A 25,927-nucleotide genomic window follows, 5' to 3' on the forward strand; every position below is an offset into this window, starting at 1 on the left:
GTTGTTACCGTACCAATTGGCTTCTTTGTCACTTAATCCCGTCGTTTACCGCTTAACTTAAGTCGGTATCTTGACGCTAAACGCCGGGCTAATGAGTAGATCGCAAGTTCTGTACCGTTTTGATGAAAGCGGCGAATATTTATTTGGACATGTTTGAAGCGCTAGCACGATCTGCAACAACGGTAGATTTTTTGACGATGGCGAGAAGTTATTTATCGTCGTGACGTAAGTCAGGAGGGACGAAAAGGGAACGAGGATAAACCGGCCGACGACCGCGGCTTTTACGGTAATCTCTTAACTGAAACACATAGGCCAGAACTTGCGCCACTGCGACATAAAGACCGCCTGGTATTTCTTTATCAATATCGGTGGTGTAATAAATCGATCTCGCCAATTGTGGTGACTCGATAATTTCGATGTTATGGGCCTTGGCGATCTCTCTTATTTTTAACGCAGTTTGATCGATACCTTTTGCCAACATGACGGGTGTTTCCATCATCTCCGGATTATATTTTAATGCGACAGAATAATGTGTCGGATTGGTGATGATGACATCAGCATCCGGTACTGAGGACATCATGCGACGATTTGCCATTTCCCGTTGGAGCTGCCGAATTCTACCTTTAACTTCCGGTTTGCCTTCAGAATCTTTGTGCTCGTCCTTAATATCCTGACGGCTCATTTTCAATTTTTTGGAGTGATCCCATAATTGAAAAGGTACGTCGATCAAAGCGATCACGATAGTTGCTGCAGATAAAATGATTGCTGCCCACAAACCGACCCAAAGAGAATTAATTATTGACGGTTCTAACGCTTGATTCGATAACGATAATATATGCGATTGTCGTATCAATAAAAAAGTAATTGCTACGGATAGTAACAAAGCGACCTTTGCAATTGCCTTTGCTAATTCCACCAACGACTTAATCGAAAACATACGCTTTAGGCCTTCGATGGGATTCATTCGGTTGAGCTTTGGCCCCATAGCCTTACCACTTAATAGCCAACCGCCCAAACTGATAGGGCCCAATACCGAAGCGACTAATAGAATTCCCATTAGCGGCAAGATACTCCAAAAAACCGTGCCAAATGCTTTTGCGAGCTTCGCGATCATCATACTGCTGTCAAAAATAGATTCGCGTTCGATCACGAATGAGTAGGCCATAATGTCTAACATACTCGTCGCAACCAAGGGGCCGAAGATCATCAAGCCAAAACTACCGCCTAATAAAATTGCCGTTGTTGTTAAATCTCGAGAACGAGCTGTCTGCCCCTCATCCCGCGCTTTTTCTAAGCGTTTGGGGGTCGGCTGTTCGGTTTTTTCTTGGCTACTGTCGCCGCCTTCTGCCATAACGGTATAACGCTCAAATTAAATTTAAAAAATTACCGGATCGTAATCGTATCATTTAAAAATAAGAAACCTTCGTCGACCAAGGCTTCATAACTCGGAAAAAAGCTTGTCAGACTTAACCAGATAAGAACCAAACCAAAAATAAGCGTAATTGGAAAACCAACGGTGAACACATTGATTTGAGGTGCAGATCGACTCATTACACCAAAAGCCAAGTTAACAACTAACAGCGATGTCAGCACTGGCATCGAAATAATAATCGCATTGGAAAACATCCAACTACCTAACTCAGCAATTCGCCAATAATTCTCAATAGGTATTCCTGATTGACTTATCGGTAAAGTCTGAAAACTATTGACCAATATATCGATCATCACCAAGTGACCATTTAAACTTAAAAAAAGCAAAGTCACTAACATTAGATAGAATTGTGAGACGACAGTGACAGTTATGCCGTTACTTGGATCATTCATTGATGCAAAACCTAGACCCATTTTATTCGCCATCAGTTGGCCCGCAACAACGAAAAGATGAAAAACGACCTGTAGAACAAAGCCCATCGCTAGACCAATTAGCACTTGCTGAACAACAACCAAAAGAGTTTCGACAGAAAAACTAGGAATACTAGGAAGCGGTGGTAATAGAGGAACAACAAGTATTGTCGTCGCTGCCGCCAAAATAAATCTCACTCTGGCAGGAACCAATTTTGTTCCGATAATGGGTACGGCTAAAAAGAATGCACTGATTCGACAAAGTGGAAAGAAATATCCACCCACAAATTCGAGTATTTGTTCGTCCGTAAAAAACCACATACAGTGCTAACCGATAATGATCGGAACGCTGGTAAATAATCGATTGAATAAATCCATTAATTCCGTAATCAACCATGGTCCCAACATCATAATAGTCGCCAAAGTCACCAACAGCCTTGGCAAAAAACTGAGCGTTTGCTCATTAATCTGGGTAGCCGCTTGAAACATGCTGACCACTAAACCGACCATCAAACTTGGCCCTACAATCATTGCCACCATAACGACCGTTAAATAAAATGCGTCTGCGAATAAGTCCATTACAATTTCGGGTGTCATAAGCCAAAACTCGCCGCTAAAGTACCAATTATCATTGCCCAACCATCTACTAATACAAACAGCATTATTTTAAACGGCAAAGAAATAATGAGCGGAGACAACATCATCATCCCCATCGCCATAAGAACACTCGCGACAACAATATCGATTACTAAAAATGGAATAAAAAGAATGAAGCCAATTTGAAATGCTGTTTTTAATTCACTAGTGACAAATGCCGGGATCAAAATACTAAAAGGCACGTTCTCCGGCGTATCTATCGCCTCGGACTGTGAAATATGGACAAAAAGTTCTAAATCCGTTTCTCTAGTTTGCGACATCATAAATGAATGAAACGGAGTCGCGGTGCGCGCGAGCGCCTCTTTACCGGTAATTTGTTCTTGCAAGTATGGCTGCAAAGCCGTTTCATTCACTGTCGTAAATACGGGAGCCATGATAAACAAGGTAAGAAATAAAGCTAAACCAATTAATATTTGATTTGACGGCGATTGCTGTAAACCAATTGCTTGGCGCAAAATTGAGAAAACAATAATGATTCGAGTAAACGACGTCGCCATCATTAACAGCGCGGGAATAAACGTTAGCGCTGTCATTATCGCCAGAATCTGAATCGTTACCGTGTAATCTTCAGACCCATCTTCATTTGTCGTCACACTAAATGCTGGCAGCCCGGGAATACCCGAATCCGGTACCCAATCAAACACTTGTGATGCAGGCGGCGGGGCTCCAACCGAAGTAGATGCGTCTTGTTGAAGATCACTAGCTTCGGCACTTTCGGGGTTTTGCTGAGACAAAACACCAGCCGATAAAGCCAGCAACAGCGCGACAAGAAAACCTTTTGCGATAACTCGGATCACTTAACGCTACCCTTACGCATAATTTCCAGAATTTTCTGACTGAACTCTGATACTTCTCGCTTAGTCCTAGTATCTATCGCTGGCTCGTCAAATACCTGTAAGGTATTAATCTGTTGTGCGGTAACGCCGAGCATTATTTGCTTTTCGCCAACTTCTACGACAATCACTTTTTCCCGTGTACCCACGGGAAGTTGACTGACAATTTTCATATTTTGATTTGATGACGTGATGCCATGACCGAACTTTTTCACCAACCAGGCTATTGCAAAAATTGAGATAAGTACTAAAGCGAGACCAAGCAAAACCTGTATCACATATGCGCCATTAATCGGTGATGTACCTGTTGCGCCATCAGCAAAACAAATCGAACTAGCAAGTAGCGAGGTACCGCCAAAAGTGATCTTAAAATATTGTTTTACGGCGTTCTTCCTGAGTATTTTTTTCATTCGCTCAATCATTTCCACTAGCGCAATTTTTTAATTCTTTCCGCAGGACTAATGACATCAGTCATACGTATACCGAATTTTTCATTCACTACAACGACTTCGCCGTGTGCGATTAACGTTCCATTAACCAATACATCGAGCGGCTCACCGGCAAGGCGGTCTAGTTCAATCACCGAACCTTGGTTTAATTGAAGTAAATTACGAATCGTTATCGAGGTACTGCCAACTTCCATCGACATTGAAACAGGAATATCAAGAATGACATCAAGATCAGGATTGTCACTTGCGATACTTAATGAGTCCGCATCACCGGAAAAATCATCCAAGGGCGGAGACTCACCCTCTGATTGTGCCTGCTCATCCATTGCTGCATTCCAATCATCTGAAGCGCCCTCTTCGCCACCTTGTTCTGGGCTTTGATCTTCGCTCATGGCTTACTCCCGTTTTTACTCGCTGTATTTGCTACACGTTTTGGTTTAATAATCTCATCAACTTTCAACGCAAAATTTCCCCGACACTGGCCCAAACGGCTATGAAACATCGGGATTCTATTCGCGGTGACGGTATGTTGTTTCGGTATATCGATTGGAATGATGTCGCCGACCTCTAGAGCCACAACATCACGTAAAGTAATTTTACGCTGAGCAATATCACATTCTAAATTGACACGAGCATCCATAATGTCCTCGCGTAAACCGTTTACCCAACGCTCGTCGACTTCGCCAGAATCAACTTTTAAGCCGGCATCTAACATTTCACGAATGGGCTCGATACTCGAATACGGCATGGCGATATGGAGTTCACCACCGCCGCCGTCAAGCTCAATCGGAAATGTGCTAACAACCACGACTTCACTAGGACTTAAGATATTTGCCATTGCCGGATTTGCTTCTGAATTTACATATTCAAATTCAATCGGCATCGCTGCATTCCACGCTTCACCCAGGTTTTTAAACACATCGTTTAATACCATCTGAACCATGCGTAATTCTGTTGGCGTGAATTCCCTGCCGTCAATTTTCGCGTGTCTGCCGTCACCACCAAAATAATTGTCAACCAATTTAAAAACGAGCTTTGCATCAAAGATAATCAGTGAAGTTCCCCGCAAAGGACGAAACTTCACCATGTTTAAACTGGTAGGCAAATAAAGCGTATGAATGTATTCACCAAATTTTTGGATTTGTATACCGCCGACGGAAACATCCACGGTTCGTCGTAGCATGTTGAATAAGCTGATGCGCGTGTTTCTAGCGAATCTTTCATTAATTGATTCCAACGTTGGCATACGACCACGGACAACACGGTCTTGACTCGTAAGATCGTATGCAGCAGCAGCACCAGACTCGATATCCGTTTCTGTTTCAATGTCTCCGTCATCAACGCCATGTAGTAAGGCATCGATTTCGTCTTGTGAAAGTAGATCTTGCATAAATTTTTTTAATCTTTATGAAAATATGATGATAAAAGGCTTCGCACGCACACCACTATTCCATCACAAAATGTGTAAACAACACTTGTTCAATGCCCGAGGTGCCGGTTTCCGCTTCCATAATCCGTCCAAGCTCATCCGCCGCCAATTGCCTTACCATCTCTTTGCCTTCAGCGGTTTGTAGTTCTTCATAAACTTGCCCACCTAAAAGCATTACCAAAGCGTTTCTCACCATGGGCATATGGGACTCGATTGCGTCGACAACGGATTCATCTCGAATTAACAAAGTGATTTCCGCTTGTAGAAAACGTTGTTTGCCACGTGCTTGAAAACTTACGACTATTGCGGGCTTGATTGGAAAATAAATCGCTGGGGATTTTGGTTTATCTTTTTCTTCTTCTTCTGGATCAACAAGTGCCGAGTCGGCCATTTCGTCTTCAGCGCCACTAAAAGATTTGAGGGCAAAAATCGTCCCCCCAATGGCACTACTGAGAAAAACCACAGCAATTATTGAAATTATGATTAATTTCTTCTTTGAACCACCTTTAGCGGGTGCCTCCTGATCATTTTCTGACTCTTCGCCTTTTTCTTTCTCTTTGTCTTTGCTCGCCATGTCAAAATTCCGTCGAATTGTGAAAATAAAACGCCGTTAACAGTGTTGAGCAAGAGCTATGCCATTGGAGAATAAAGCGTTCACGTTTCGGGAGCTGGAGATATCAAGGCGAGACTAGACAAGCCGACAGAACACCGACTTAAGGACTGGTTAATGTGGTTATTCTAAATTTTTACGTTTGTGGATCAAATGAATCATCGCTTGCCGTTATTTTTAAACATACTGATCAACCAGGTTTACTAATTCCAGCACCTCTGCGTCTTGCGTCAATTCATTGTCTGTTTCTGAGGTATCCTGGCCGTCACCGCGAAAGTCTGAATTCCCCTCGTCACTCATAGATTGTTGAGAGTTTCTATCGGATACATTGACATCGACCAGATCAATGCCTTCATCACCAAACATTTCTCGAAGTCTAAAGACATTTTGATCTAGCGCTTCACGAACGGATTGATGATGACTGACAAACTGAATGCTCGCCTGATCTTGGTGTACCGAAACCCTCACTTGCATAGGACCCAATTCTGGTGGATCTAATCTAATTTCGGCGGATTGGATACGCTGCCCGGATAGCCATAGCACCTTGTCTGCAACGGCATTTGCCCATTGTTCGCTATTAAATTTTGTCGGAATCGCGGTTTGCAAATTATTTGCTTTAGTAAAGAGTTGGGTCTGCTCAATAGAGTGAGTCCAGCGTGAATTTGCGATTGGGCTTTTCGCAATTGTCGTCGCCTCCGTCACCTCAGCTTTCTCAGCGACCACGGGCTGATTCGTTTTATCGAGATTATTTATTTGCGCATCTAAAACACGCCCGATATCTGGGTTATAGGACTGGCGCAAATTTGCGAGACTGGCATCTTGTTGCGGGCCGGTAGTAGTTTGCGTACTTTTTAGATTAACAAAATGGCCGGGGTCAGTTTTTTCATTCAAGATACTAGCTTTGCTTTCATTAGCGGGGTTTTTATCTCCACTAATGCGTGAGTGCGCGTAAATATTTTGATCGTTAATTTTATAATTCTTCATCGGATTCAATTGTTCATCGGCCTTTAACTCTTTCAAGTTATCCGCAACATCGGCAGCTTGGTCTTGATCAACGGGTAGGTTAACTTGCTGTGATTGCATAGTAGTTTTTTCATTTCCGCTTGACTCTCCATGCTCATCAAGCGAAGAAACATCCAAGGGCCCCGATTCCGCCGTTGCTTTTTGCAAGCCAATTTCCCGCTGATCAGCTGAAGTTATGTTTTCTTCAATAGCGACGCTTGTCTGTGGATTTGCATTACCAAGTACTTCTGGATTTGAGGTGACAGCGCTCTGAACAGAACTTGGCGTAAGATTTTGCGTTAACGGCCGATCACCAAGAGGGTCTTTCGAATCGTTAGCACGGGCGATGGCCTGATCAGAAGTGACTTGCTCTTGTTCTAAGACATTCCCTTGTAAGACGTTCTCTTCTAAGACGTTCCCTGCCAAGGCCTTACCTTTTAAAGTGCGCCCCGTCGTGGCGTTTTCAAGTGTATTTTCTAGCGCCACGTATTCTGAGTATGATTCGCTCGACAAGCCCGCCTGTATTTTCTCCGCTATTTCGGGTGACTTGTTAGGCGGTAATAGTTTGCCGCTTTCGTCATCAATTGCTGCCGCTTCTGCCGTTTGTGTTCTCTCAAGCGGTTCTGATCTCAACACCGTCTCGGATTGTGGAGTTTCTACTTTTTCTTCTCGCCGAGCCTTATCAACACGCTTATCGATTTGCTGATTAGAAGGAGTATTGACTCGCTCATTTTCCTTCTCGCTTTGACCTTCGCGTTGCGAACGACTTGCTGTGACTTCTTCCCGTTGTGCCGGCGAATTTTCTTTTTGAAACTGTTCTGACGCTTCGTTTCTTTTTTCATCCTCGATTCTCAGCGCGCTTCTTTTCTCTTCGAGACGGCTGCTTTGCGCGTTTCTTGCCTCGACCCTATCTTGTTGAATTTCTGCTGATTCACGCCTGTTTTCGATGCTTTTCTTCACCGTACGTTTTATCTCTAGGTCACGCTCTTTACGCTGTTCTTCAAAGGCCGAACGAAAATCCTGCCTCTCGTGATTATCCGCAGCTGCACTATCCGAATGCTGTTGTTTCGGCTTCAGCACGGAGGTTTCGAGTGACAGTAATTTTTCACTTTGATTGACATTGACACTCATTAGCGGCCTCTCTACACCTGTTTCTGTTTACAAATTTGTGTGCTTCTACCCAGGTATTAAAAACGACTTAGCGCTTGGGCATCATGGTTATATTATTCATCTTCAATTGCACTTACGGGGAGGAAATTGCAAATGCGATGCCAACACCGTTTTAGAATCTCAAGTTGATTACAACAAGGTTCATATTGATAAATAAACCCAAGCCGGTAAGATCCTTGATCACGAAGTGGCGTCAAGTTATTGGTTTTCAGAGCTGGAGTAAATCGAATGCAGCAAGATCAACAAATTATTGACTTCTGGTTTCAAGAATTGACACCAAAATCTTGGTGGGTAAAGGACTCTGCACTCGATGAAGAAATTCGATTGCGCTTTGGTGATATCCATCGTAGCGCAGCACAGTGTGAATTATATAGCTGGCGTCTGACAGCCCAAGGACGTCTAGCCGAAATTATTATTCTTGATCAATTCTCGAGAAATATTTTTCGCGATAATGCTCAAGCTTGGGCTTGCGACCCCTTAGCTTTGGCTCTCGCGCAAGAAGCCGTTGCCATCGGTGCAGATCAAGAGCTTCCCCCGGCGCAACGTACATTTATCTACATGCCCTACATGCACAGCGAATCTCTTGTGGTTCACCGACAAGCGATGGAATTATTTAGCAACAATAAAGGCGAAAACAATATTGAGCATGAACGCAAACACAAAGAAATCATCGATCGATTCGGACGTTATCCTCATCGAAATGAAATATTGGGAAGAAAATCAACGGAGGAGGAATTGGAGTTTTTACAATCTCCGGGCTCTAGCTTTTAAAATTTTTACAGGCGTGAACTTTTTTCAGGTGTTAACTTTTCGCTCGTTATAAGAAGTTGTTGTTAATTTTTCCTGGCTTCAAGTAATCAGACATCTTTAATCATATGAACGGTTTTTTCTAATTCGCCTTCTAACTCATCAATAAATTTAAATTTATTCCAAGCCATTCTTAGTAAATCATTGTGATGAAGACGTACTTTACCAATTACTTTTTCATCATTCACGAACGTACCGTTGGTGCTGTTTAAATCTTCGATAAAGTATTCTTTATAATCTTTAAAATGTGGGTTGGTACTACCAGAAGCCACAGCATGATACCCACTGATAGCGTCTTCATCGATATGAATATCATTTGAGGGATGACGGCCGATGGTCAGCTTATCGTTATTAATCTCAAAACGATTCACCACTACGTCATCAACTAACTGAACTAGAAATGCCATACTCTCGCCTCTACCACTATAATCAAAGCCACCTGCCGAACATTAAACAGTCGATTTTAATTCGCGGGATTTATAAATCAACTAATAATTTTTTTATTGCTTTCGAAAAATCGGAACCCGAAGTATAACGCTTACCAGGCTCTTTATGCAGCGCCCTATTAACAATTCTTGTTAATCCTACCGGCAATACCGGGCGAATATCTCTTACGCTCTTATGCTTCTGATGAATGATGTTGTAGGTCAAGTTCGCTATATTCTCCCCGTTGAAGGGTAAATCTCCGGTTAAGAGCTGAAAAAATGTCACTCCCAGACTATAAATATCACTTTGTTCCCCTACTTTTTCACCTTTGAGTTGCTCGGGTGACATATACAATGGACTACCCAGAATATCACCGGTATTGGTACGAGCACTGTCAACTATTCGCGCTACACCAAAATCCGTCACTTTAATTTCATCAGTATCGGCCCTGTATAGAATATTACCTGGCTTAATATCTCGATGAATAATTTTTTGACGATGTGCATAATCTAAGGCGTCAGCGACCTCACTCACTATTTGGCAAACAACCTTAACCGGCAATAAACTATCAACTGAAACGTGATCGCTCAAGGCCACACCTTTCACATAATCCATAGCGATAAAAGCCAGATCGTGCTCCTCACCCACATCGTAAATAGTCACGATATTCGGATGACTTAATCGCCCTGCCGCCTCTGCTTCGCGAAAAAAGCGTTCTTTAAACTCACTCGTCTCCTTCGGATCTATTTGGGAGTAACTTAAGGTTTTAATCGCTACCTGGCGAGAAATCTTCGGGTCTCTCCCCAAATACACGATCCCCATAGCTCCGCGACCGAGCTCTCTTTCGATTTCGTACCGCCCCAGTACTGGCTTATGAATAGAGGTTTCCGAAACTAAGAGCGTTTTAGCAATATCACCATCAGCGCCAAAACTGGAAGCACCTCCGCTACTAAACGCGATCAATTTTTCAATTTTTTCACTGACATCTTTATAATTTTTATTTCGTGCTGTAATTGCGCCATAGGTTTTAACTGCCTCACCATACTGTCGCTTGCGCTCCTGCTGCGAAGCGATATCGTACATCAAGGTTAAAACCGCATCGCTTGGATAACATTCTTTAACCGCCAACAAAGCATCATCGCTTCTTCCATCGCGAAATAATTGCAAGCCCAGCTGGTAACGGGCGCCATGCGCCGCAGCCTGTAAAGACAAATTATTTTCTGATTGCTTTCGCCATAAAAACATCAAACCAAAACCCACTAAGAGGTATTGAATCAACAGACCAAAGGGCAACCACTGGCCTTGAGTAATTTGCCAACCAAGCTGTGCGACTATCATCGCGAACAACAATAAAAAAATTGCCAACACGCCTGCACCCGACGACATGCGTGGAATTATCAACAATAAAAACAGTAGCAACGTAAAGGCAATGAATAGCTCCGCTAATGAAAACCAGCTAGGTGTATAAAAATATTGTTCGCTTTCCAAACTTAATAAGGTTTTCGCTAACGAATCCACCAAGGGCGATCCCGTTTTCCCAAGTAGAACAAGGTCTTCGCCAAGACGAATATTTCTCGCTTCCGCCAGCGAAAATCTTTTTATTTGCCTTTCAGTAGTGCTTAAAACGACGTTAGGTAAAATCGTACCATCGCTTGATACATTCACCTTCACATCGCCCAAATTAAGTAGATTATTTCCTAACTTGTTTATCTGATCGTTATTCACATGGCGATTAAAGATGGCGAGGGCCAAAGACGCCTTTTCGCTCTCGCCGGACTGAAAAATGAGATGTCGATCTATATCTCTATCTTTAGTAAACCCTGCGTTCTCTTGGGGAGGCGACACACGCAACCATGGCGGAATCCACTTCTCAAAAATTGGCTCAGGAGCCTCGTTTTCTCTGATAAAAACTGGCGGGTTTAATGCTGACGGAAGGCTCACAAATACTTGCGGCTTTTCGAACAAGGCTATGAGATTTTCCCGAGTTGCTAAATACCCAGGAATATCCGCTTCTTCTCCACCCTCTTCCGTTTCCTTTATATTCACACTTTTATTTTCACTCAGCTTCGTTGACTGAAGTAAGGTCAGCAGCTTCGCTTGATCATCGAATTCCTCATCCAAGATAATGCCGATAGTGACGCCTTCACTATCGGTCATGCGTTTAAGCAGGCGATAAATAATGTCAGCATTGCCAGGTTCGCTATAAAGCTTTGCCATTTCGTCTTCTGGGATTTCGACAATCGCCAAACCAGTGCGTAGAGAACTCGGTTTTGTAAGAGAAGCGCCTACAGGAAAGATGAGGTCATTTAACCAGGAGGTAACATTGGGACGGGCTGGAAAGAAAAATAAAATTATAGTAATCAATACGACTAGCGTTTTTAGATTGACATAATCACTTATACGCTCGAAGCTTGTTTTCATCACGAAGGGACCTTTGAACAAATGTACGTTTTCGCACTTACTGCGTCACAGATTTTGCTCCTGCAAAACCTGCATACAATACATCCTGTATATAAGCGCAATGCTCGAAAAAAAGTGTTTGGAGCACTTTTGATTGCCTTTACAACCCGGAGGATGAAAACCAATGTGGTTTTCATAGATCCTCATTTACTCCATGTACACTGTGGTTCACCGCGCGTTGTTTTATTGCCATGGATGGTATGTATGCAAGCAATGCAGGAGCAATTGATTGTCCTTACTAGCACAAAAACTTCCGAATTATTTAGAGGCTCCCAAGACTTTTTAGTTTTCTGAAAAGAAAGAATAGGAAAGTACTGTCCGGCGAATTCAGTTACTCGGTATAGTAAACCCCCGGTATCCAACTCTTTTTTATTTTTAGCGTCTTCTCAAACTCGTGGGGGAGCTGGTGAACAAATTCAAATTCGTGAGTGCCGATCGCGATAACATCACCGTCGGCAAAAACATGTTCATCAACTCGTTTACCGTTAAATAAAATACCATTGGTACTATTACAATCGACCATCACGTAGAGATCACCGTGAGCCTTCACCATTGCGTGCTCACCACTTACCGTTCCGTCATCCAACACAATGGTATTAGTATTATGTCGACCAATTGTGACGGCCTCGCCCAGCTCAACTGCACCAATCGGGCTACCGTTTGCGAAATGTCGAAGATAGGGCATATGGTTTCCATTTAAACCAATTGTTAAAAATCCATGGAGCTAGCTTAACTGAATTGTGACCCAAATAATAAGCGCTACCGAAACCTAAATCACAAGATCATATTTCAGTTTAAAAAAATCAGGTTCCCTCAAAAAGCGTGTTACAATTTGAGCGAGAAAGCCATCACAAAAAATTCATCAACATTCGAAATTTTTCCGCTTCAACTTAGCGATTCGAAATCAAATAAAAACCTTTCAATTCGCGGCAGAAACCGAGCCGCCATTCATACCAAGCTTATAATTATTCCAGGCAGATATCCTAATCATTTCTCATCGGCAGTTAGATACTACATTAGGGACCGCTAACCGATTGACTGAAATTAATGACAATCACTAAAAGTCATTCCATTTGCATCCCAAATACGCGTTTGGCAAACGAAGGGGCAATTGTAAGCATACCCAGTAAAAACTCTTACATTACTAGCACCCATCAAATCTACAGCTTTCCAATTAACAGGGCCATCTGAATTGTCTAAAACTAATATTCCATTAGGATTTAGTTTCTGCCGAACTATTTTCATAACCTCATATCTTGAAGTATATGCATTCATGCAATCTACCAAAATAACATCATACTTCTGGTTCAAACTGTTTAAGAAAGTTAACGCTTCGTTTCCTTGTCTTTTTTCTATTACTAAAGCGCCGCCTAACACACTCGTGGAGGAGTCTGCCCTACTTAGGATCTCTTTGGCCCAAATTTCATCATGCTCAACAGAAGTAACATCACAACCTTTCCCTAGAAACCAAAGCGTAGAATTCCCCGCACCTACCTCTAGAACTTTTGTTCCTTTTGATATTCTTTTCTCAATAAATTTTACCGCATCCACCACAATGAACGGCTTTGGAGATTTCATTATGTAGGTATTAGTGAGCTTGTTAATGACATACCCCAAAAGTATAAATGGAAAACGCACAGCACTTGCTAATGATGGGAACCGCCCTTCATAATCACAAAATCTCAAAGGAATACGAAAATTAAAGCCGTTAATGTCTATGCTGTATAACCCTATTAACCTACTGATAACACTTTCGTTTTTATAAAATATTTGAATATTTATTTCATTTTCATCTAACTGCGTCAGATTTTTTCTTACTTCAGAAAACTTATGATTCTTTGATTTCATGCCACCAACTCCCCAAGCGTTAATTCTATCTCAGCACATTGACTAAACATCACACAGTAAAAACTCGGCATTTCTTTCTGCCTCGTAATGATTGATTTGAACCAACTAAAAACTATTTTAATCACAAATCACTATAACAACACTTTGTTGCTGTTCAAAAAGCAGCCATAGCTACCACAAACCTAATACATTTGACCGCATTAACGGCTTCGCAGTCGTCTTATTAATTTGTTACAGTCGGACAGTTTGATTGATTACCTTTGACCATTCTTGAATCTGACTCACCTTTCTTCCCTGCCAGAACGATAAGGCCGTCAATTGTAACGAACTTCAGTTCCAATACAGCGCACTTTTTCATTAATTGCGTGACATACTTTCTAGAGCGATTAAGTAGTTGGAGCGCATGATTTAACCTAAGGCCTTTTGGCTTCAAGATACAAACTTTGCCACTTATGGTTTGGTCTATCAGTAAATTCCTCTATACAGGAACCACCAAATTGAGATTTAACAATATCAACGAAACCAATAGACGAAAGAACTTCACGTAACAAGTCGAAATTCCAAACTGACATATGAAGATGATTTTGCGTTAAATTTGAAATTGCTTCAGGTAGAGACGCATATCGATTCATCTTAACTTCACTCTTCCTCAACAACCCCCATTCAAGATACTTATCCAAATCCGGCACTACGATTCTTAGTGTTCCACCAGGCTTTAATGTCCTAAATACCTCACTCAACATAACAAGGTTTTGACTGTAAGAAATATGTTCGTTCGTATGCTCAATAAACACTCCATCCCAATATTTCGATTTACACTTAAAAGGTTTGGTTATATCGAGCATCCAATCTGAACGATTCATACTAAATATTTTATGAAGGCGATAAAAGTCAGCATTTACAAAGCCAGGCACCAAATTACCTCCCGCACCCAGATTCAATAACACTCTACCACTTGTCGTTTCCGCAGTAGGGGGGTATTTTTTAAAAAATGTGTTTCCTAGCCTACCAAATATTCGCCATAAGAATCTCTTAAGTCCAAAAGGAGCTATACGAGTTCCCTCAAGCTTCTCGAACCTGGCCTTTAACTCATCATGCTTTTTCATACCAACAACTCTCTATGTTTTATCCCTGTCTTTGTGTGCGTACTAAAAACTACACAGCTAAAATCTTAGCAACGCTGGGTCTACAGAATTACTGGGACAACGTGAGAAATTAATTCAACGAAGCCTCAAACACCAGCTGCCTTACTGTAAACTTGGTCCGAAGTGTTACCAATATGTACTTAGCACGGCAACCACGAGCATCGCACAGGACCCGCCTTCTCAGCGACTTTCCTCACGGCGGTCTAAGTTGAACAGTGCCGCTCCACCCGTAAATTTTCAATGCATAGGTTTTTGGTAGATTCACACAAACCTTTCAGAGCTCACATTGCAAATAAATTCGAACCTTGTTAAAAACCTCAATTTCAACTTTACCAAATCGAGTCTTCAAGCGGTTAACACTTTCAGGAGTCTCAAATTTTTGCAACATTCAGAAGTACTCAAAAGAACGCAACACCACTATATAACCTAGTAAATCAAGTAATTCAACAAGTTACATAGCCAAAACTATTCCCACTCAATCGTCGCTGGAGGCTTGCTGCTGATATCATAGGTGACTCGCGATACGCCTTCGATCTCGTTGATAATCCGATTGGATACTTTCTCGAGCAATTCATAGGGAAGATGGGCCCAGCGCGCGGTCATAAAATCCACTGTTTCAACCGCACGCAGAGCAATAACCCACTCGTAACGGCGGGCATCACCAACGACACCAACGGATTTTTGCGGAATGAATACAGCAAAGGCCTGGCTGGTCTTGTGGTACCAATCGGCCTTATGCAGCTCCGCCAAGAAAATTGCGTCAGCTTCACGCAGAATTTCGGCGTACTCTTTTTTCACTGCCCCTAATATTCGCACACCCAAGCCCGGACCCGGAAAAGGATGGCGATAAACCATGTCATAAGGTAAACCTAATTCCAGGCCAATTTTACGCACTTCATCTTTAAACAATTCCCGTAAAGGCTCCACCAAGTCCATCGCCATATCATCAGGCAAACCACCGACATTGTGATGAGACTTAATGACATGGGCTTTGCCAGTTTTTGCTGCGGCGGATTCAATGACATCAGGATAGATAGTTCCTTGGGCCAGCCAACGAACATCTTTTAATTTTGTCGCTTCTTGATCAAAAATTTCTATAAAAGTATTGCCAATAATCTTGCGCTTTTTCTCGGGGTCGGAAACATCTTTTAGTTTTGAAAGAAAAAGATCTTCGGCATCCGCTCGAATGACTTTCACTCCCATATTTTTAGAAAACATGTCCATCACTTGATCGCCTTCATCCTTGCGCAACAAGCCGTTATCAACAAACACGCAGGTGAGCTGATCGCCAATCGCTTTATGTAACAAAGCTGCAACCACTGACGAATCCACGCCGCCGGATAATCCCAACAAGACTTTGTCTTTGCCAACTTTTTCTCTGACGGTTGCGATTGCGTCTTCGACAATGTTTGCTGCCGTCCACCTAGCCTCGCAAGCACATATGTCGAGAAGAAAATGTTCGTAGATGCGCTTACCTTGCGTGGTATGGGTGACTTCCGGGTGAAACTGAACTCCATAAAAGCGTTTTGCTTCGCAGCTCATCGCCGCAATCGGGCAGGTTTCAGTCGCAGCGTTCAACTCGAAGTCTTCCGGCAATTGACTAACTTTATCGCCATGGCTCATCCATACGTCGAGCAAACTATTTCCGTCGTCATCGACATGATCTTTTATGTCTTTGAGTAAGGCGTTTTCTTTTTCGACACTAATTTGCGCATAGCCAAACTCTCGTACATTTGAGCCTTGTACTGCTCCGCCTAACTGCACAGCCATGGTTTGCATGCCGTAACAAATTCCAAGTACCGGAATCCCTAGCTCAAAAACAATTGCAGGTGCACGAGGAGACTCGCTGAGATTTGCCGACTCTGGACTGCCCGCCAAGATAATACCTTTTGGTTGAAAGGCTTTTATCTCTTCGTCGCTCATATCAAAAGCACGAATCTCAGAATAGACACCTATTTCTCGTACGCGACGAGCGATTAGCTGCGTATATTGAGAACCAAAATCCAAAATCAGAATTTTTTGTGCATGAATGTCTTGGGTCATTGCGCTTGCTTACCTTGTTTGCTTTTACAAATTGTTAAACTTTTTATCTATAAGGGTAGGTAAAAAATAAAAAGAAAATAATACTGAAATACATTAAAAAGAATAAAACCATTGCTGATTAAACGACAACGGGGCCATGATTGGCCCCGTTGTCTTCAGCAAAAATCTTATCGGCCGCTGATAGGATAATTCGGCGCTTCCTTGGTAATTTGTACGTCGTGTACATGTGACTCACCCATTCCTGCTGCTGTCACCCGGATAAATTTTGGTTCCGTGCGCATGGTTTCGATATTCACGCTACCGGTATAGCCCATGGCTTGACGTAAACCACCCATCATTTGATGAACGATAACGGTTAATGGGCCTTTATAGGGTACTCGGCCTTCGATGCCTTCGGTGACTAATTTTTCGGTACCGGATTTTACATCTTGGAAATAACGATCCGAGGACCCTTGGGTTTTCGTCATTGCGCCTAGAGAACCCATGCCACGATAAGATTTATACGTTCGGCCTTGGAACAATTCAACTTCCCCTGGTGCTTCCTCCGTACCAGCGAACATTGATCCCATCATCACAACACTAGCGCCGGCAACGATCGCTTTAGCGATATCGCCAGAATACCGAATCCCACCATCAGCAATTACAGGAACTCCAGTTCCTTTCAACGCCTCAACCGCATCGGCAACAGCTGTTATTTGTGGCACACCGACACCACTAATAATTCGCGTTGTACAAATTGATCCCGGACCGATACCAACTTTCACCGCGTCGGCACCGGCATCGGCTAAGGCTTTCGCCGCTTCTGAGGTCGCAACGTTACCGCCGATGACTTGCACATCCGGATAATCTTTTTTGATTTTTTTGACACGATCGAGAACATTTTTTGAATGCCCGTGCGAAGTATCGACCACCAATACGTCGACTCCCGCTTTAATCAAAGCCGCAACGCGGTCATCTGTATCAGGACCAACGCCTACCGCCGCTCCTACACGCAAGCGTCCTTCAGGATCTTTACAAGCGTTGGGGAATTTTTCGGCTTTATTAATATCTTTTACGGTAATCAAACCACGCAATTCAAACTGGTCGTTAACTACCAATACTTTTTCAATACGATGGCGATGTAATAAACCCCGTACTTCATCGGCCGTCGCTTTCTCATCCGCCGTCACTAATTTCTCACGTGGCGTCATGATACTAGCAACCGTTGCATCGAGATTAGTTTCAAAACGCACATCTCGTCCGGTCACTATCCCCACTAAGTCGCCATTCTCCAATACAGGAACACCGGAAATATTGTTGCTTTTAGTGAGCGCCACCAATTCTTTAATACTCGCGCTGGCTTCAATAGTAATGGGGTCTTTTACGACGCCAGATTCGAATTTTTTTACCGACCTGACTTCCATAGCCTGCTCTTCAACAGACATGCTTTTATGAATGATGCCAATACCACCTTCTTGAGCGAGGGCAATTGCGAGGCGAGATTCAGTAACGGTGTCCATGGCAGCGGACATCAAAGGGATATTCAGATCGATGGAACGTGTAAGCTTGGTTTTCAGAGATACGTCGCGGCCAATCACGCTTGAGTAGCCAGGAACCAGAAGCACGTCGTCGAAGGTCAGCGCTTCCTGAGCAATGCGGAGCATAGGTTAACCTCCTTAGGTTAACGCGGCATTATACTCCTATATCAGAAATGTCGTAAAGATATATGGAGCCTCCAACAGTTCCAAAATACCCTTTATTTATTACCCGTAGATAATTTTTTCTCGATTCAACTGTTTAATGGTTACCCCAGCCAAGACGATGGAAATGGCCAAAGCCACGCCTACCGAGGCGACATAGGCCATTAAGCCAACGGAATTTCCGGAGAGGATATCCTCTGTCAGAGTTTGAGAGCTCATAATGGGCACCCAATACTGCCAAGGCTGGCTGAGATCGGTAAATATTACGTAGTAACCGGAGGCCATCGGAACCATGATAAGCAACGCAATATAACTTTGGGCTTCCTTGAAGGATTTAGAAAAGATCGCAACAAATAATTGGAAAATCGTCGCCAAAAATATTAGTGGGATTGCCACGAGGCTCACTAAAAATATGTCGGAAAATGTAATTTTTGACCGCACGCCTAGCTCATCAAGCGGCAATATCGGAATTAAAAAATAAACCGAGAGATTGACAAACAATAAAACGAACAAGGTACAAAGAATTCCAGCTCCCCATTTGCCAATCAATATACTCCATCTCGGCACCGGGCTTAGCAATAAGGGTTCCAATGAGTGTTTCTCGCGCTCACCTGCCATCATATCAATCGACAAGCCCGTACTGGAGGTAAACACGGTGATGGTTAAAATCAACGCGAGCATTCCATACAAGGCAGAGGCCGCATTTGATTCCTCAGCAACATCAACATCCTGGATTTCGATCGGACTCAATAGCTGCGGCGATACGCCCCGATTGATCAAACGCAAGGTAGTAATTTTATTCGACCACTGTCGAACCAGCGATTTGATGCTATAGATCTTACCTTGCAAATTATTTCTTGAGCGATCGTAAATTAATATGACTTTTGCAGTTTCAAAATTTTTGAAATCTTCGGGAAAACCCTCGGGTATCACTAATACAAAATCGACGCTTTGATCTTTTACCGCTTGATAAGGATTTTCAGGCGCTGCTTTAAGTGTTAGCCCCTCCTCTTCAAACCAGTCCATTAACGGTGAGGCTCTATCGAGACCACTTACGGACAAAGTAAAACCTTGAGTTTCCTTTTGTAAGTACACTAAATAATGCGAACCTGCATAAATCGTGAAGAGAATCAAAATCGGCGCGAAGAAAATCGTCATCAATGAACGTTTATCACGCAGGCCATCAATGAGTTCTTTTTTAAGAATAGGAATACTTGATTTCAATTTAGACATTCACTGCTTCCTTGCCGTAGGCGAGATCGACGAAAGCATCTTCAATAGTGCTTTGTTCCGACTGCAGTATTAACTCCTGCAAAGTGCCTTGCGCAGATACCCGCCCCTTGCTCACAATCAGGGCTCGATCACATAAATAATTTACTTCGTGCATTAAGTGGCTTGAAAAAATAATCGCTTTTCCCTGTTCTTTTTGATTGAGCAGCAACTTCCGTACTGCTCGTGTTGTGAGAACATCCAAACCATTCGTCGGCTCATCCAACAAGATATAATCTGGCGAATGAACAATTGCCCGAGCCAAACATACCTTGGTTCTTTCACCATGAGAGAAACCTTCCGCTCTGCGATGAGCAATAGATTCCATGCCTAAAATGCCCACCAACTCATCAATTTTTTGTTGTAATTTTTGCTTGGGAATTTTGTGAAGCTCACCGAAGTAACGAATATTCTCAATAGCTGTCAGCCTTGTATATAGACCACCGCCATCGGGCATAACACCCAGTTGCTGTTGCGCTCGCTGAGGCTCCTCGTCAACGTTAATACCATTAACTAATACACTTCCTGCGGTTTTTTTTACCAAACCCGAAATAATACGCATGGTCGTTGTCTTGCCTGCACCATTAGGGCCAAGTAAGCCGACAATTTCGCCTGGGTTTATTGACAGCGATATATCTTCGACGGCGACAACCTTGCCAAAGGTTTTTTGTAGATTATTGACTTCTATCATTCGGCCCTACTTTGCTTGTCGCTAGCCGACATTGACGGCCCGGCTGGAGAAATAAATTGCGCAACAGGTTTAATATTTTCTACGCACTTAGCATCCAATTGAGCATGTGATCCCGCTTCAATAAATTCAGCCACCAAATCCTTTACGCAACCTAATGGCGTCGAACCGTGATGAGCTCCAGGAACAACAACATGTAAATTATCACTCAAGGTTTCGCCAGCCAATTCCGCCCAGCGCGGAGGTGTTACCGGATCGAGGCTGCCGGATAACATAAGAACGGGGGCATCGCTTTTTACGGGATCAAAATAATTCTCTGGCAAGCTACCTTGAGGCCAGTATTCACAAATACGTCGAGAACTTGTTACTGCATCGAGTTGCAAAACGCTATCGTCTGCTGAAAAGATTTTGTCTTTAAACTGAGTGACATCTTCCGCGCATAAAATCGTTTGGTGCAAGCCTACGCTAATGCCACTCGGCACTTGCTCAGCAATCGTGAGAATAACTGCGAAGCCTCTAAAATCGCCATTAATGGCAGAGTCAATAATTAAGGGAAGAGTTGGCGCTACATCACGGGTATATAAAATCAAACGAATGACTGATGCGAACATCTGTCCGCTTAATTCTATTTCTATTTTTTTCTGCGTGAGAGGATGTTCAATTTCGATCTTGCGCGGTGATCGATCAAGATCTTTGATAAAACCTTGGGTTTTTTCCAAAAGATTGGGAAAACGAGCGCGGCACTTGGGGTCTTGAGTGCAGTTCTCGAAAATATACTTAAAGGCTTGGTCAGCGTCAGCAAGGGCATTATAGGGGAGCGCAATACCAATCGGCGCGACAGCATCTAAAGTAATAGTTCGAACGCTCTGCGGATGCCGTCTCGCATATACGAGTGCGGCACGAGTACCATAGGAACCGCCCCATAAATTTATTTTTTCGTAGCCCAATGCTCGCCTAACCCGATCAATATCATCAACTGCATAAGGCGTTGTATAAAATGCTAGGTTTGCGTCGTAGCCATCCAGACATTTTTTTAATTGTTGATCTTGAATCGACAAATTTTCTTCTAAAGACAATGAATAATCTTCAAATTCGCTACGGTCGCAATTTAAGGGATTAGATTTTCCCGTTCCGCGCTGATCAACTAAAACAATATCCCTAGTGCGATTAACTTTGAAAAAAAGATTTGGCAAGCTAGGCGCTAGATCAGTAGCCGCTTCACCTGGACCGCCACTGAATAAAAACAAGGGGTCGGTCTCAGACTGACTACTCACGGCCGGTAAGCGAACAATATTTAAAAATATAGATCGCCCGTCTGGGTTTTCAGGATCTTCCGGTACCTGCAAACGGCCACATTCATATGCGCCTGTTGAAAGGATGCTATCAATTTCTTTTACATCAATATCAGCGTCACCGCTTCGATCTACTTGCGAACAGGGCTGAAGAATATTCGCCGTTTGCTTGGAAGCCGAAAGACCCGGGCTTTCATCCGTATCTTGGGTAAGATCTTGGGCGAGGGAACTTGTATTTAGCAGGCCCATTAAGCACAGCGTCGCAATAACAAACCGCAACAAAACAAAGCAAAAGTTCGATAAGGTTTTTAGCTCTGGAAAAACACGCATAAGACTATTTACCATGCTCTATTATTATTGTTCCTTGTCTGCCGTAGTCACTATTAACGCGATTACTTGCTTAACGGTGAGTTTCTAGATCTGGGCCAAAGTCACTACCCATGCTATGGTAATCGACAGCAAACTTTGGTCGTCATTCTCCAACAATCAAATTGTGGTTATTATGCTGAAACCGAGTCCAAGCCACAAGCTTATAGACGAGAGGCACTCTATAATCGCCAATAAATTCAAAGCCTTACTATCTCTTCGACTTGCTCTTCGGCTTGCTCGCCAACTTAGCCGGGTTGTTAATCAGCTATTGTTCCGCCCCGGAGCGCGTAAGCTGCATCTACCAATAAAAACCTGCGCTTATTTTTTGCTCTCAACCACGATAAGCCACATTTGTAGCGCAGCGGGGCAAGATATCGAAATATCATCTATTGACCGCCACCTTTATGGTAAAAGCCCTTTTTCTATTTGGTCGCCATTAAACGATTTTGAGCTTAATACTATTGCTGGTTTTCCAAATCAGCACGATCGTAATCCTGAGAAACTTCTCGCGTTATACCTAATTGCCTCCGGCGAAATACGAACACAAAGTGAATTTAACACCATCAATACTCGCCTGGATCAATGGATTGAGTCTAACACCCAAAACTTCAAGGGTTCTCGTTCGCAATTTGAAATCGGAAAAAATTTGCTTGCCGCCATGCATGACAGCTTTTTTATTCCCAGCAGCGAAGAGAATCCGCTTGGCAGCTACGATCTAGATCAAAGCCAACTAACCAATATATTGGAAACTAAAAACTACAACTGCATCAGTTCTTCATTACTGTACATTGTCTTGGCGCACAAGCTAGGGCTGAAGGCCGAGGCGGTACTTGTCCCCTCCCATGTCTTTGTGCAACTTAACTTGGAGAATGGCCCTATTGAGATTGAAACCACGTCTGCAAACGGCTTCGATGTTGTGCATGACGAGGAATATTATGCAAAAAATTCTGCACAATGGTTTTCAGACAGACAGCTCAGAGAAGTAAACTACGACGATTATCTTAATAGAAAAATCTTATCCCCCGCTAGAATCGGTACTGAAAACATGTGGAGCCAACATACCAAAGCGGAACGAATGAATTACCGCGATCGCATGCGCTTAGCGGAAATAAAAAGTTATCTTGAACCCGACAATTATCTCGCACAAAAAAATCGTTTAAGCTATTACAGCTCAGAATTTAACGCCCTTCTAAACCAGCAAGACACCGACACCCTTGCCTATTTATTCAACCATATCGAAGCTTATATCAACAACATTCCCAAATTTTCTTCCAGCGATGCCGCGAAAGCTGACTTGGAATTCCAAAATTTACTCGCGTGGACTTATTCAAACCAAGCTTATAGCTTTGTTAACAGCATCGATCCTGACAAAGGGCTAATGCTCGCTCAAGACTTCCTTTCAAAACTTCCAAAAAATATTTTGGACAAGGAAAAAATCAAAACGAATCTTTATCTAAGTATTGGAATTTATGCAGACAAGAAAGCCCAAGAAAAGGATTTTGCAAAAGGTAAGGCTGCTTTTGAGGGCATAGAACAACAATGTGCTGATCACCATGCCTGCGAAGTGGGCTTAAGAAAATTTTATTCGGCTTGGGGGAAACATTATTGGGAGTTAAAAAACTGGAAGGAATCGATAAATATTTACACTCGTTTCTTGTCCTTAAATAACAGCGGCGATCACGTCGATGACTTTAGAACCAATGCTGAATCAGCTTATCTAAATCTAGCAAATGAATTTTTGCTTGATGAGGATTGGGATGCCGCAATCGAAAACCTAGAAAATTGCCTAGCGCAGCTACGAGACCCCGAACGCTGCGAGAAGAATTTAGAAAAAATCCAAAATGCTATATCGCAAATGGAAGAGTAAAAAACGCCAATAGAATCTAGTTCAATCAAAAACACTTATTGCCAAACTGCGTTCCAATGATTTATTTCATACTGATCCGTTATTGGAAATAAAGGCGGCCTATTATCTTCTAAACGTTTATCAAATCTTATTTGCGTTGCAAATCTCGGCTCAGTGGCTGACAAAGAGCCCGCTGAAACGCTACCCAAAATTGTCATCATCGCATTCGTTCTAACTCGGTATCGCCTAACACTAAATCGACGTTTTGCATAAATCGCCGCATGAATCTCTAGATCACCCTCCCCCGTCACTTTTGGCCCGGCAATTTCTACATTTTTTTCACTCACTAAGCCCAGATAATCATTCGACTCGGGAAACACTCTAGGGTCTTTCGAATAAACAATATTCCCTACGATGGTGATTCGCTCTGGAGAATACACAATAACTTTTCCCGACACCTCACCTTGCACGCTAAGTCTGACGCCTTTTTTTGCCAGCAAATAAATCGTGTCGGACTCAATAGCTCGCGATCGCGTCCAATTATTCGATTCACTGATTGACCACTCATAGGCGCCATCAGCAAGAAATCGAATCGAACTATCCTCATCAAAGTAGTGAATTTGTTCGTCCTCAGGAGACATTACTGCGTCGAGTGGCGATACGCCTTTTGGAAGAGTGATCTTTTCAGCACCAAGTTCCAGTCCAGCTTTAAAAGTTTCTGAACTACGATATTTTCGCGGTGGATTTCGAAATGTGGCGATAGTCACCTTCCCCAAAAATATCGATTCAAATTTTCTGCCGGTATCAATATTAATACTCGAATTGGAATGAAATCGCCCTTCGAACACATCTTCTGAAATATAAACATCATCATCCCATCGATTTACAATTTGCGCGTAATTCGAAAATGCTAAGCGCTTATATTGGATTTCGGTCGACATTTCCTGCTCATTTTGAATTCGCTTCAAATCTACCGCAAGAGATTCTAGCTCCATGACATCGCTTAGATCTTTCTTGGTAATTGTAGCTTGATAGGAAACACCTTTTTCTTGCCAGCTTAATGACGTGCTACGCGACTTTGCATTTTTCCTCTCAGCAATAAATTTCCGAAGCTTCTCTTCGATCATTTTCCGCTCACCGGTTTCTATCGGCGTTGATTTTGATAATGAGTTATTGACATTTTTTGAGGTGATTTTTTTAAATTTTTGTACGTCGGGATTCGAAACCAGAACAACTTCAGGCTCTCTGCTAGTACGCGCTTGACTCGGAATATCTTCATCTACAATACTTTTATTATGAGCTAAGCCAATGTCATCTTTCTCTACCTCTTGTTTCTCCAAAATTATTTCGGTTTCACCTTGGCTGAGGAGTTGTTCAGTATTATTTTCTTTTGTTGCAGGATCTTCTTGCTCTATAAGAACTTGTTCATCTATCTCAAGGGCTTGAGGGATATTTTCCGTAGCTTCTTGCGATGATGCTGGCGCTGGTGTTGAAGAAACATGATTTGAAACAGCGGGGCTGATCGACACTTGAAACAATTGTGTCATGTTGTCTACGGGTCTGTCGGGGAGCTGCATCCACCATAAAACGATGGCGATGAGAATAATGGCGTGAAACGCTAAAGAGATGGCAATGGCATTACAAAACCGCGCACTAGCTTTCGGTTGGCTAATATTATCAGTACCAACATCCTGATGTAGATCCACTCCTTCTGTATCTAGAATCGAGCTTTTGTGTAGCGTATCGAAATCGTCATCAGAGAGCATGCGCTGGCCCTGAAAAGAGTTAGGAATGTACCGAGTATAATCAATAAACCCGCTAGTTAGCAGCGAGATTTCAAATTAATTCGAGATTTCAAATTAATTATAGGAAACACCGTTAAATCAAATTTCGAACCAAACCTCAGAAAGCCTCATTTGTGTCACATCATAGGCCTCAACAACCATGACTAGAACCTGTTTCAAAGTCGACCTTCTCTAATGGCAAGGGCTCCGTACCGGCGTCTTACTCGTGCAACCTTACTCATTAGTATATAGATCTCTTAAAATTTCCGGCAAACTCCT

22 protein-coding genes are annotated in these 25,927 nt (G+C 42.7%); 2 read left to right on the top strand and 20 right to left on the bottom strand.

From position 1 onward, the window contains the following. Positions 1-208: 208 nt before the first annotated feature. From flhB to ACYUCY_RS09285, 9 genes are all read right to left on the bottom strand, one after another. Positions 209-1,351, bottom strand: a complete 1,143-nt coding sequence (gene flhB, locus ACYUCY_RS09245) for a flagellar biosynthesis protein FlhB (protein WP_460226182.1) — start codon at positions 1,349-1,351, stop codon at positions 209-211. A gap of 32 nt (positions 1,352-1,383) precedes the next feature. Then, positions 1,384-2,163 carry a flagellar biosynthetic protein FliR gene (fliR, locus tag ACYUCY_RS09250; protein ID WP_460226183.1) on the bottom strand — a complete coding sequence of 260 codons (780 nt, stop codon included), beginning with the start codon at positions 2,161-2,163 and terminating at the stop codon, positions 1,384-1,386. A 6-nt stretch (positions 2,164-2,169) separates the two neighbouring features. After that, entirely contained in the window at positions 2,170-2,439 is a 270-nt protein-coding gene (fliQ, locus tag ACYUCY_RS09255) for a flagellar biosynthesis protein FliQ (protein WP_460226184.1), read from the bottom strand. After that, positions 2,436-3,143, bottom strand: coding sequence for a flagellar type III secretion system pore protein FliP (gene fliP / locus ACYUCY_RS09260; RefSeq protein ID WP_460226235.1), 708 nt, complete (start codon positions 3,141-3,143; stop codon positions 2,436-2,438). The genes fliQ and fliP overlap by 4 nt, the downstream gene beginning before the upstream one ends. A gap of 149 nt (positions 3,144-3,292) precedes the next feature. After that, positions 3,293-3,742, bottom strand: coding sequence for a flagellar biosynthetic protein FliO (gene fliO, locus ACYUCY_RS09265; RefSeq protein ID WP_460226185.1), 450 nt, complete (start codon positions 3,740-3,742; stop codon positions 3,293-3,295). A gap of 17 nt (positions 3,743-3,759) precedes the next feature. After that, complete coding sequence (fliN, locus tag ACYUCY_RS09270; protein ID WP_460226186.1) at positions 3,760-4,173, bottom strand: flagellar motor switch protein FliN; 414 nt, start codon at positions 4,171-4,173, stop codon at positions 3,760-3,762. Continuing rightward, positions 4,170-5,171, bottom strand: a complete 1,002-nt coding sequence (fliM, locus tag ACYUCY_RS09275) for a flagellar motor switch protein FliM (protein ID WP_460226187.1) — start codon at positions 5,169-5,171, stop codon at positions 4,170-4,172. Before fliM ends, fliN begins: the two co-directional genes overlap by 4 nt. A gap of 55 nt (positions 5,172-5,226) precedes the next feature. Further along, positions 5,227-5,784 (bottom strand): flagellar basal body-associated FliL family protein, encoded by a 558-nt coding sequence (locus ACYUCY_RS09280; protein WP_460226188.1) that lies wholly within the window; start codon positions 5,782-5,784, stop codon positions 5,227-5,229. Between the two features lie 213 nt (positions 5,785-5,997). Further along, positions 5,998-7,953, bottom strand: coding sequence for a flagellar hook-length control protein FliK (locus ACYUCY_RS09285; protein ID WP_460226189.1), 1,956 nt, complete (start codon positions 7,951-7,953; stop codon positions 5,998-6,000). 267 nt (positions 7,954-8,220) lie between these two features. On the opposite strand from ACYUCY_RS09285, the gene ACYUCY_RS09290 reads away from it, so the two are divergent. After that, positions 8,221-8,763 (top strand): DUF924 family protein, encoded by a 543-nt coding sequence (locus ACYUCY_RS09290; RefSeq protein WP_460226190.1) that lies wholly within the window; start codon positions 8,221-8,223, stop codon positions 8,761-8,763. Between the two features lie 86 nt (positions 8,764-8,849). Here ACYUCY_RS09290 and ACYUCY_RS09295 read toward each other — a convergent pair whose 3' ends face one another. The 10 genes from ACYUCY_RS09295 to ACYUCY_RS09340 form a co-directional block, all read right to left on the bottom strand. After that, positions 8,850-9,206, bottom strand: coding sequence for an FHA domain-containing protein (locus ACYUCY_RS09295; RefSeq protein WP_460226191.1), 357 nt, complete (start codon positions 9,204-9,206; stop codon positions 8,850-8,852). Between the two features lie 70 nt (positions 9,207-9,276). Beyond that, on the bottom strand, positions 9,277-11,646 hold the full coding sequence (locus tag ACYUCY_RS09300) for a serine/threonine-protein kinase (RefSeq protein WP_460226192.1): 2,370 nt from the start codon (positions 11,644-11,646) through the stop codon (positions 9,277-9,279). Between the two features lie 370 nt (positions 11,647-12,016). After that, entirely contained in the window at positions 12,017-12,370 is a 354-nt protein-coding gene (locus ACYUCY_RS09305; RefSeq protein WP_460226193.1) for an FHA domain-containing protein, read from the bottom strand. Between the two features lie 359 nt (positions 12,371-12,729). Next, positions 12,730-13,533, bottom strand: a complete 804-nt coding sequence (locus tag ACYUCY_RS09310) for an O-methyltransferase (RefSeq protein WP_460226194.1) — start codon at positions 13,531-13,533, stop codon at positions 12,730-12,732. Positions 13,534-13,946: 413 nt separating this feature from the next. Beyond that, positions 13,947-14,639 (bottom strand): class I SAM-dependent methyltransferase, encoded by a 693-nt coding sequence (locus ACYUCY_RS09315; protein ID WP_460226195.1) that lies wholly within the window; start codon positions 14,637-14,639, stop codon positions 13,947-13,949. A 504-nt stretch (positions 14,640-15,143) separates the two neighbouring features. Continuing rightward, positions 15,144-16,721: a glutamine-hydrolyzing GMP synthase gene (gene guaA, locus ACYUCY_RS09320; RefSeq protein WP_460226196.1), complete on the bottom strand. Its 1,578-nt coding sequence runs from the start codon at positions 16,719-16,721 to the stop codon at positions 15,144-15,146. 167 nt (positions 16,722-16,888) lie between these two features. After that, positions 16,889-18,364: an IMP dehydrogenase gene (gene guaB, locus ACYUCY_RS09325; RefSeq protein ID WP_460226197.1), complete on the bottom strand. Its 1,476-nt coding sequence runs from the start codon at positions 18,362-18,364 to the stop codon at positions 16,889-16,891. Positions 18,365-18,463: 99 nt separating this feature from the next. Then, on the bottom strand, positions 18,464-19,633 hold the full coding sequence (locus tag ACYUCY_RS09330) for an ABC transporter permease (protein ID WP_460226198.1): 1,170 nt from the start codon (positions 19,631-19,633) through the stop codon (positions 18,464-18,466). Then, a complete protein-coding gene (locus tag ACYUCY_RS09335) occupies positions 19,626-20,360 on the bottom strand; it encodes an ABC transporter ATP-binding protein (protein WP_460226199.1) in 735 nt (244 codons plus the stop codon). The genes ACYUCY_RS09330 and ACYUCY_RS09335 overlap by 8 nt, the downstream gene beginning before the upstream one ends. Further along, positions 20,357-21,979 carry an alpha/beta hydrolase gene (locus ACYUCY_RS09340; protein WP_460226200.1) on the bottom strand — a complete coding sequence of 541 codons (1,623 nt, stop codon included), beginning with the start codon at positions 21,977-21,979 and terminating at the stop codon, positions 20,357-20,359. The genes ACYUCY_RS09335 and ACYUCY_RS09340 overlap by 4 nt, the downstream gene beginning before the upstream one ends. 172 nt (positions 21,980-22,151) lie before the next feature. On the opposite strand from ACYUCY_RS09340, the gene ACYUCY_RS09345 reads away from it, so the two are divergent. Further along, entirely contained in the window at positions 22,152-23,885 is a 1,734-nt protein-coding gene (locus tag ACYUCY_RS09345; RefSeq protein WP_460226201.1) for a transglutaminase family protein, read from the top strand. A 35-nt stretch (positions 23,886-23,920) separates the two neighbouring features. Here the strand turns inward: ACYUCY_RS09345 and ACYUCY_RS09350 are convergent, their stop codons facing one another. Continuing rightward, the gene (locus tag ACYUCY_RS09350) at positions 23,921-25,630 is read right to left on the bottom strand and encodes a hypothetical protein (protein ID WP_460226202.1); all 1,710 of its coding nucleotides are present in this window, start codon (positions 25,628-25,630) and stop codon (positions 23,921-23,923) included. Between the last annotated feature and the right edge of the window lie 297 nt (positions 25,631-25,927).

This window comes from Aurantivibrio infirmus, from assembly GCF_054767315.1.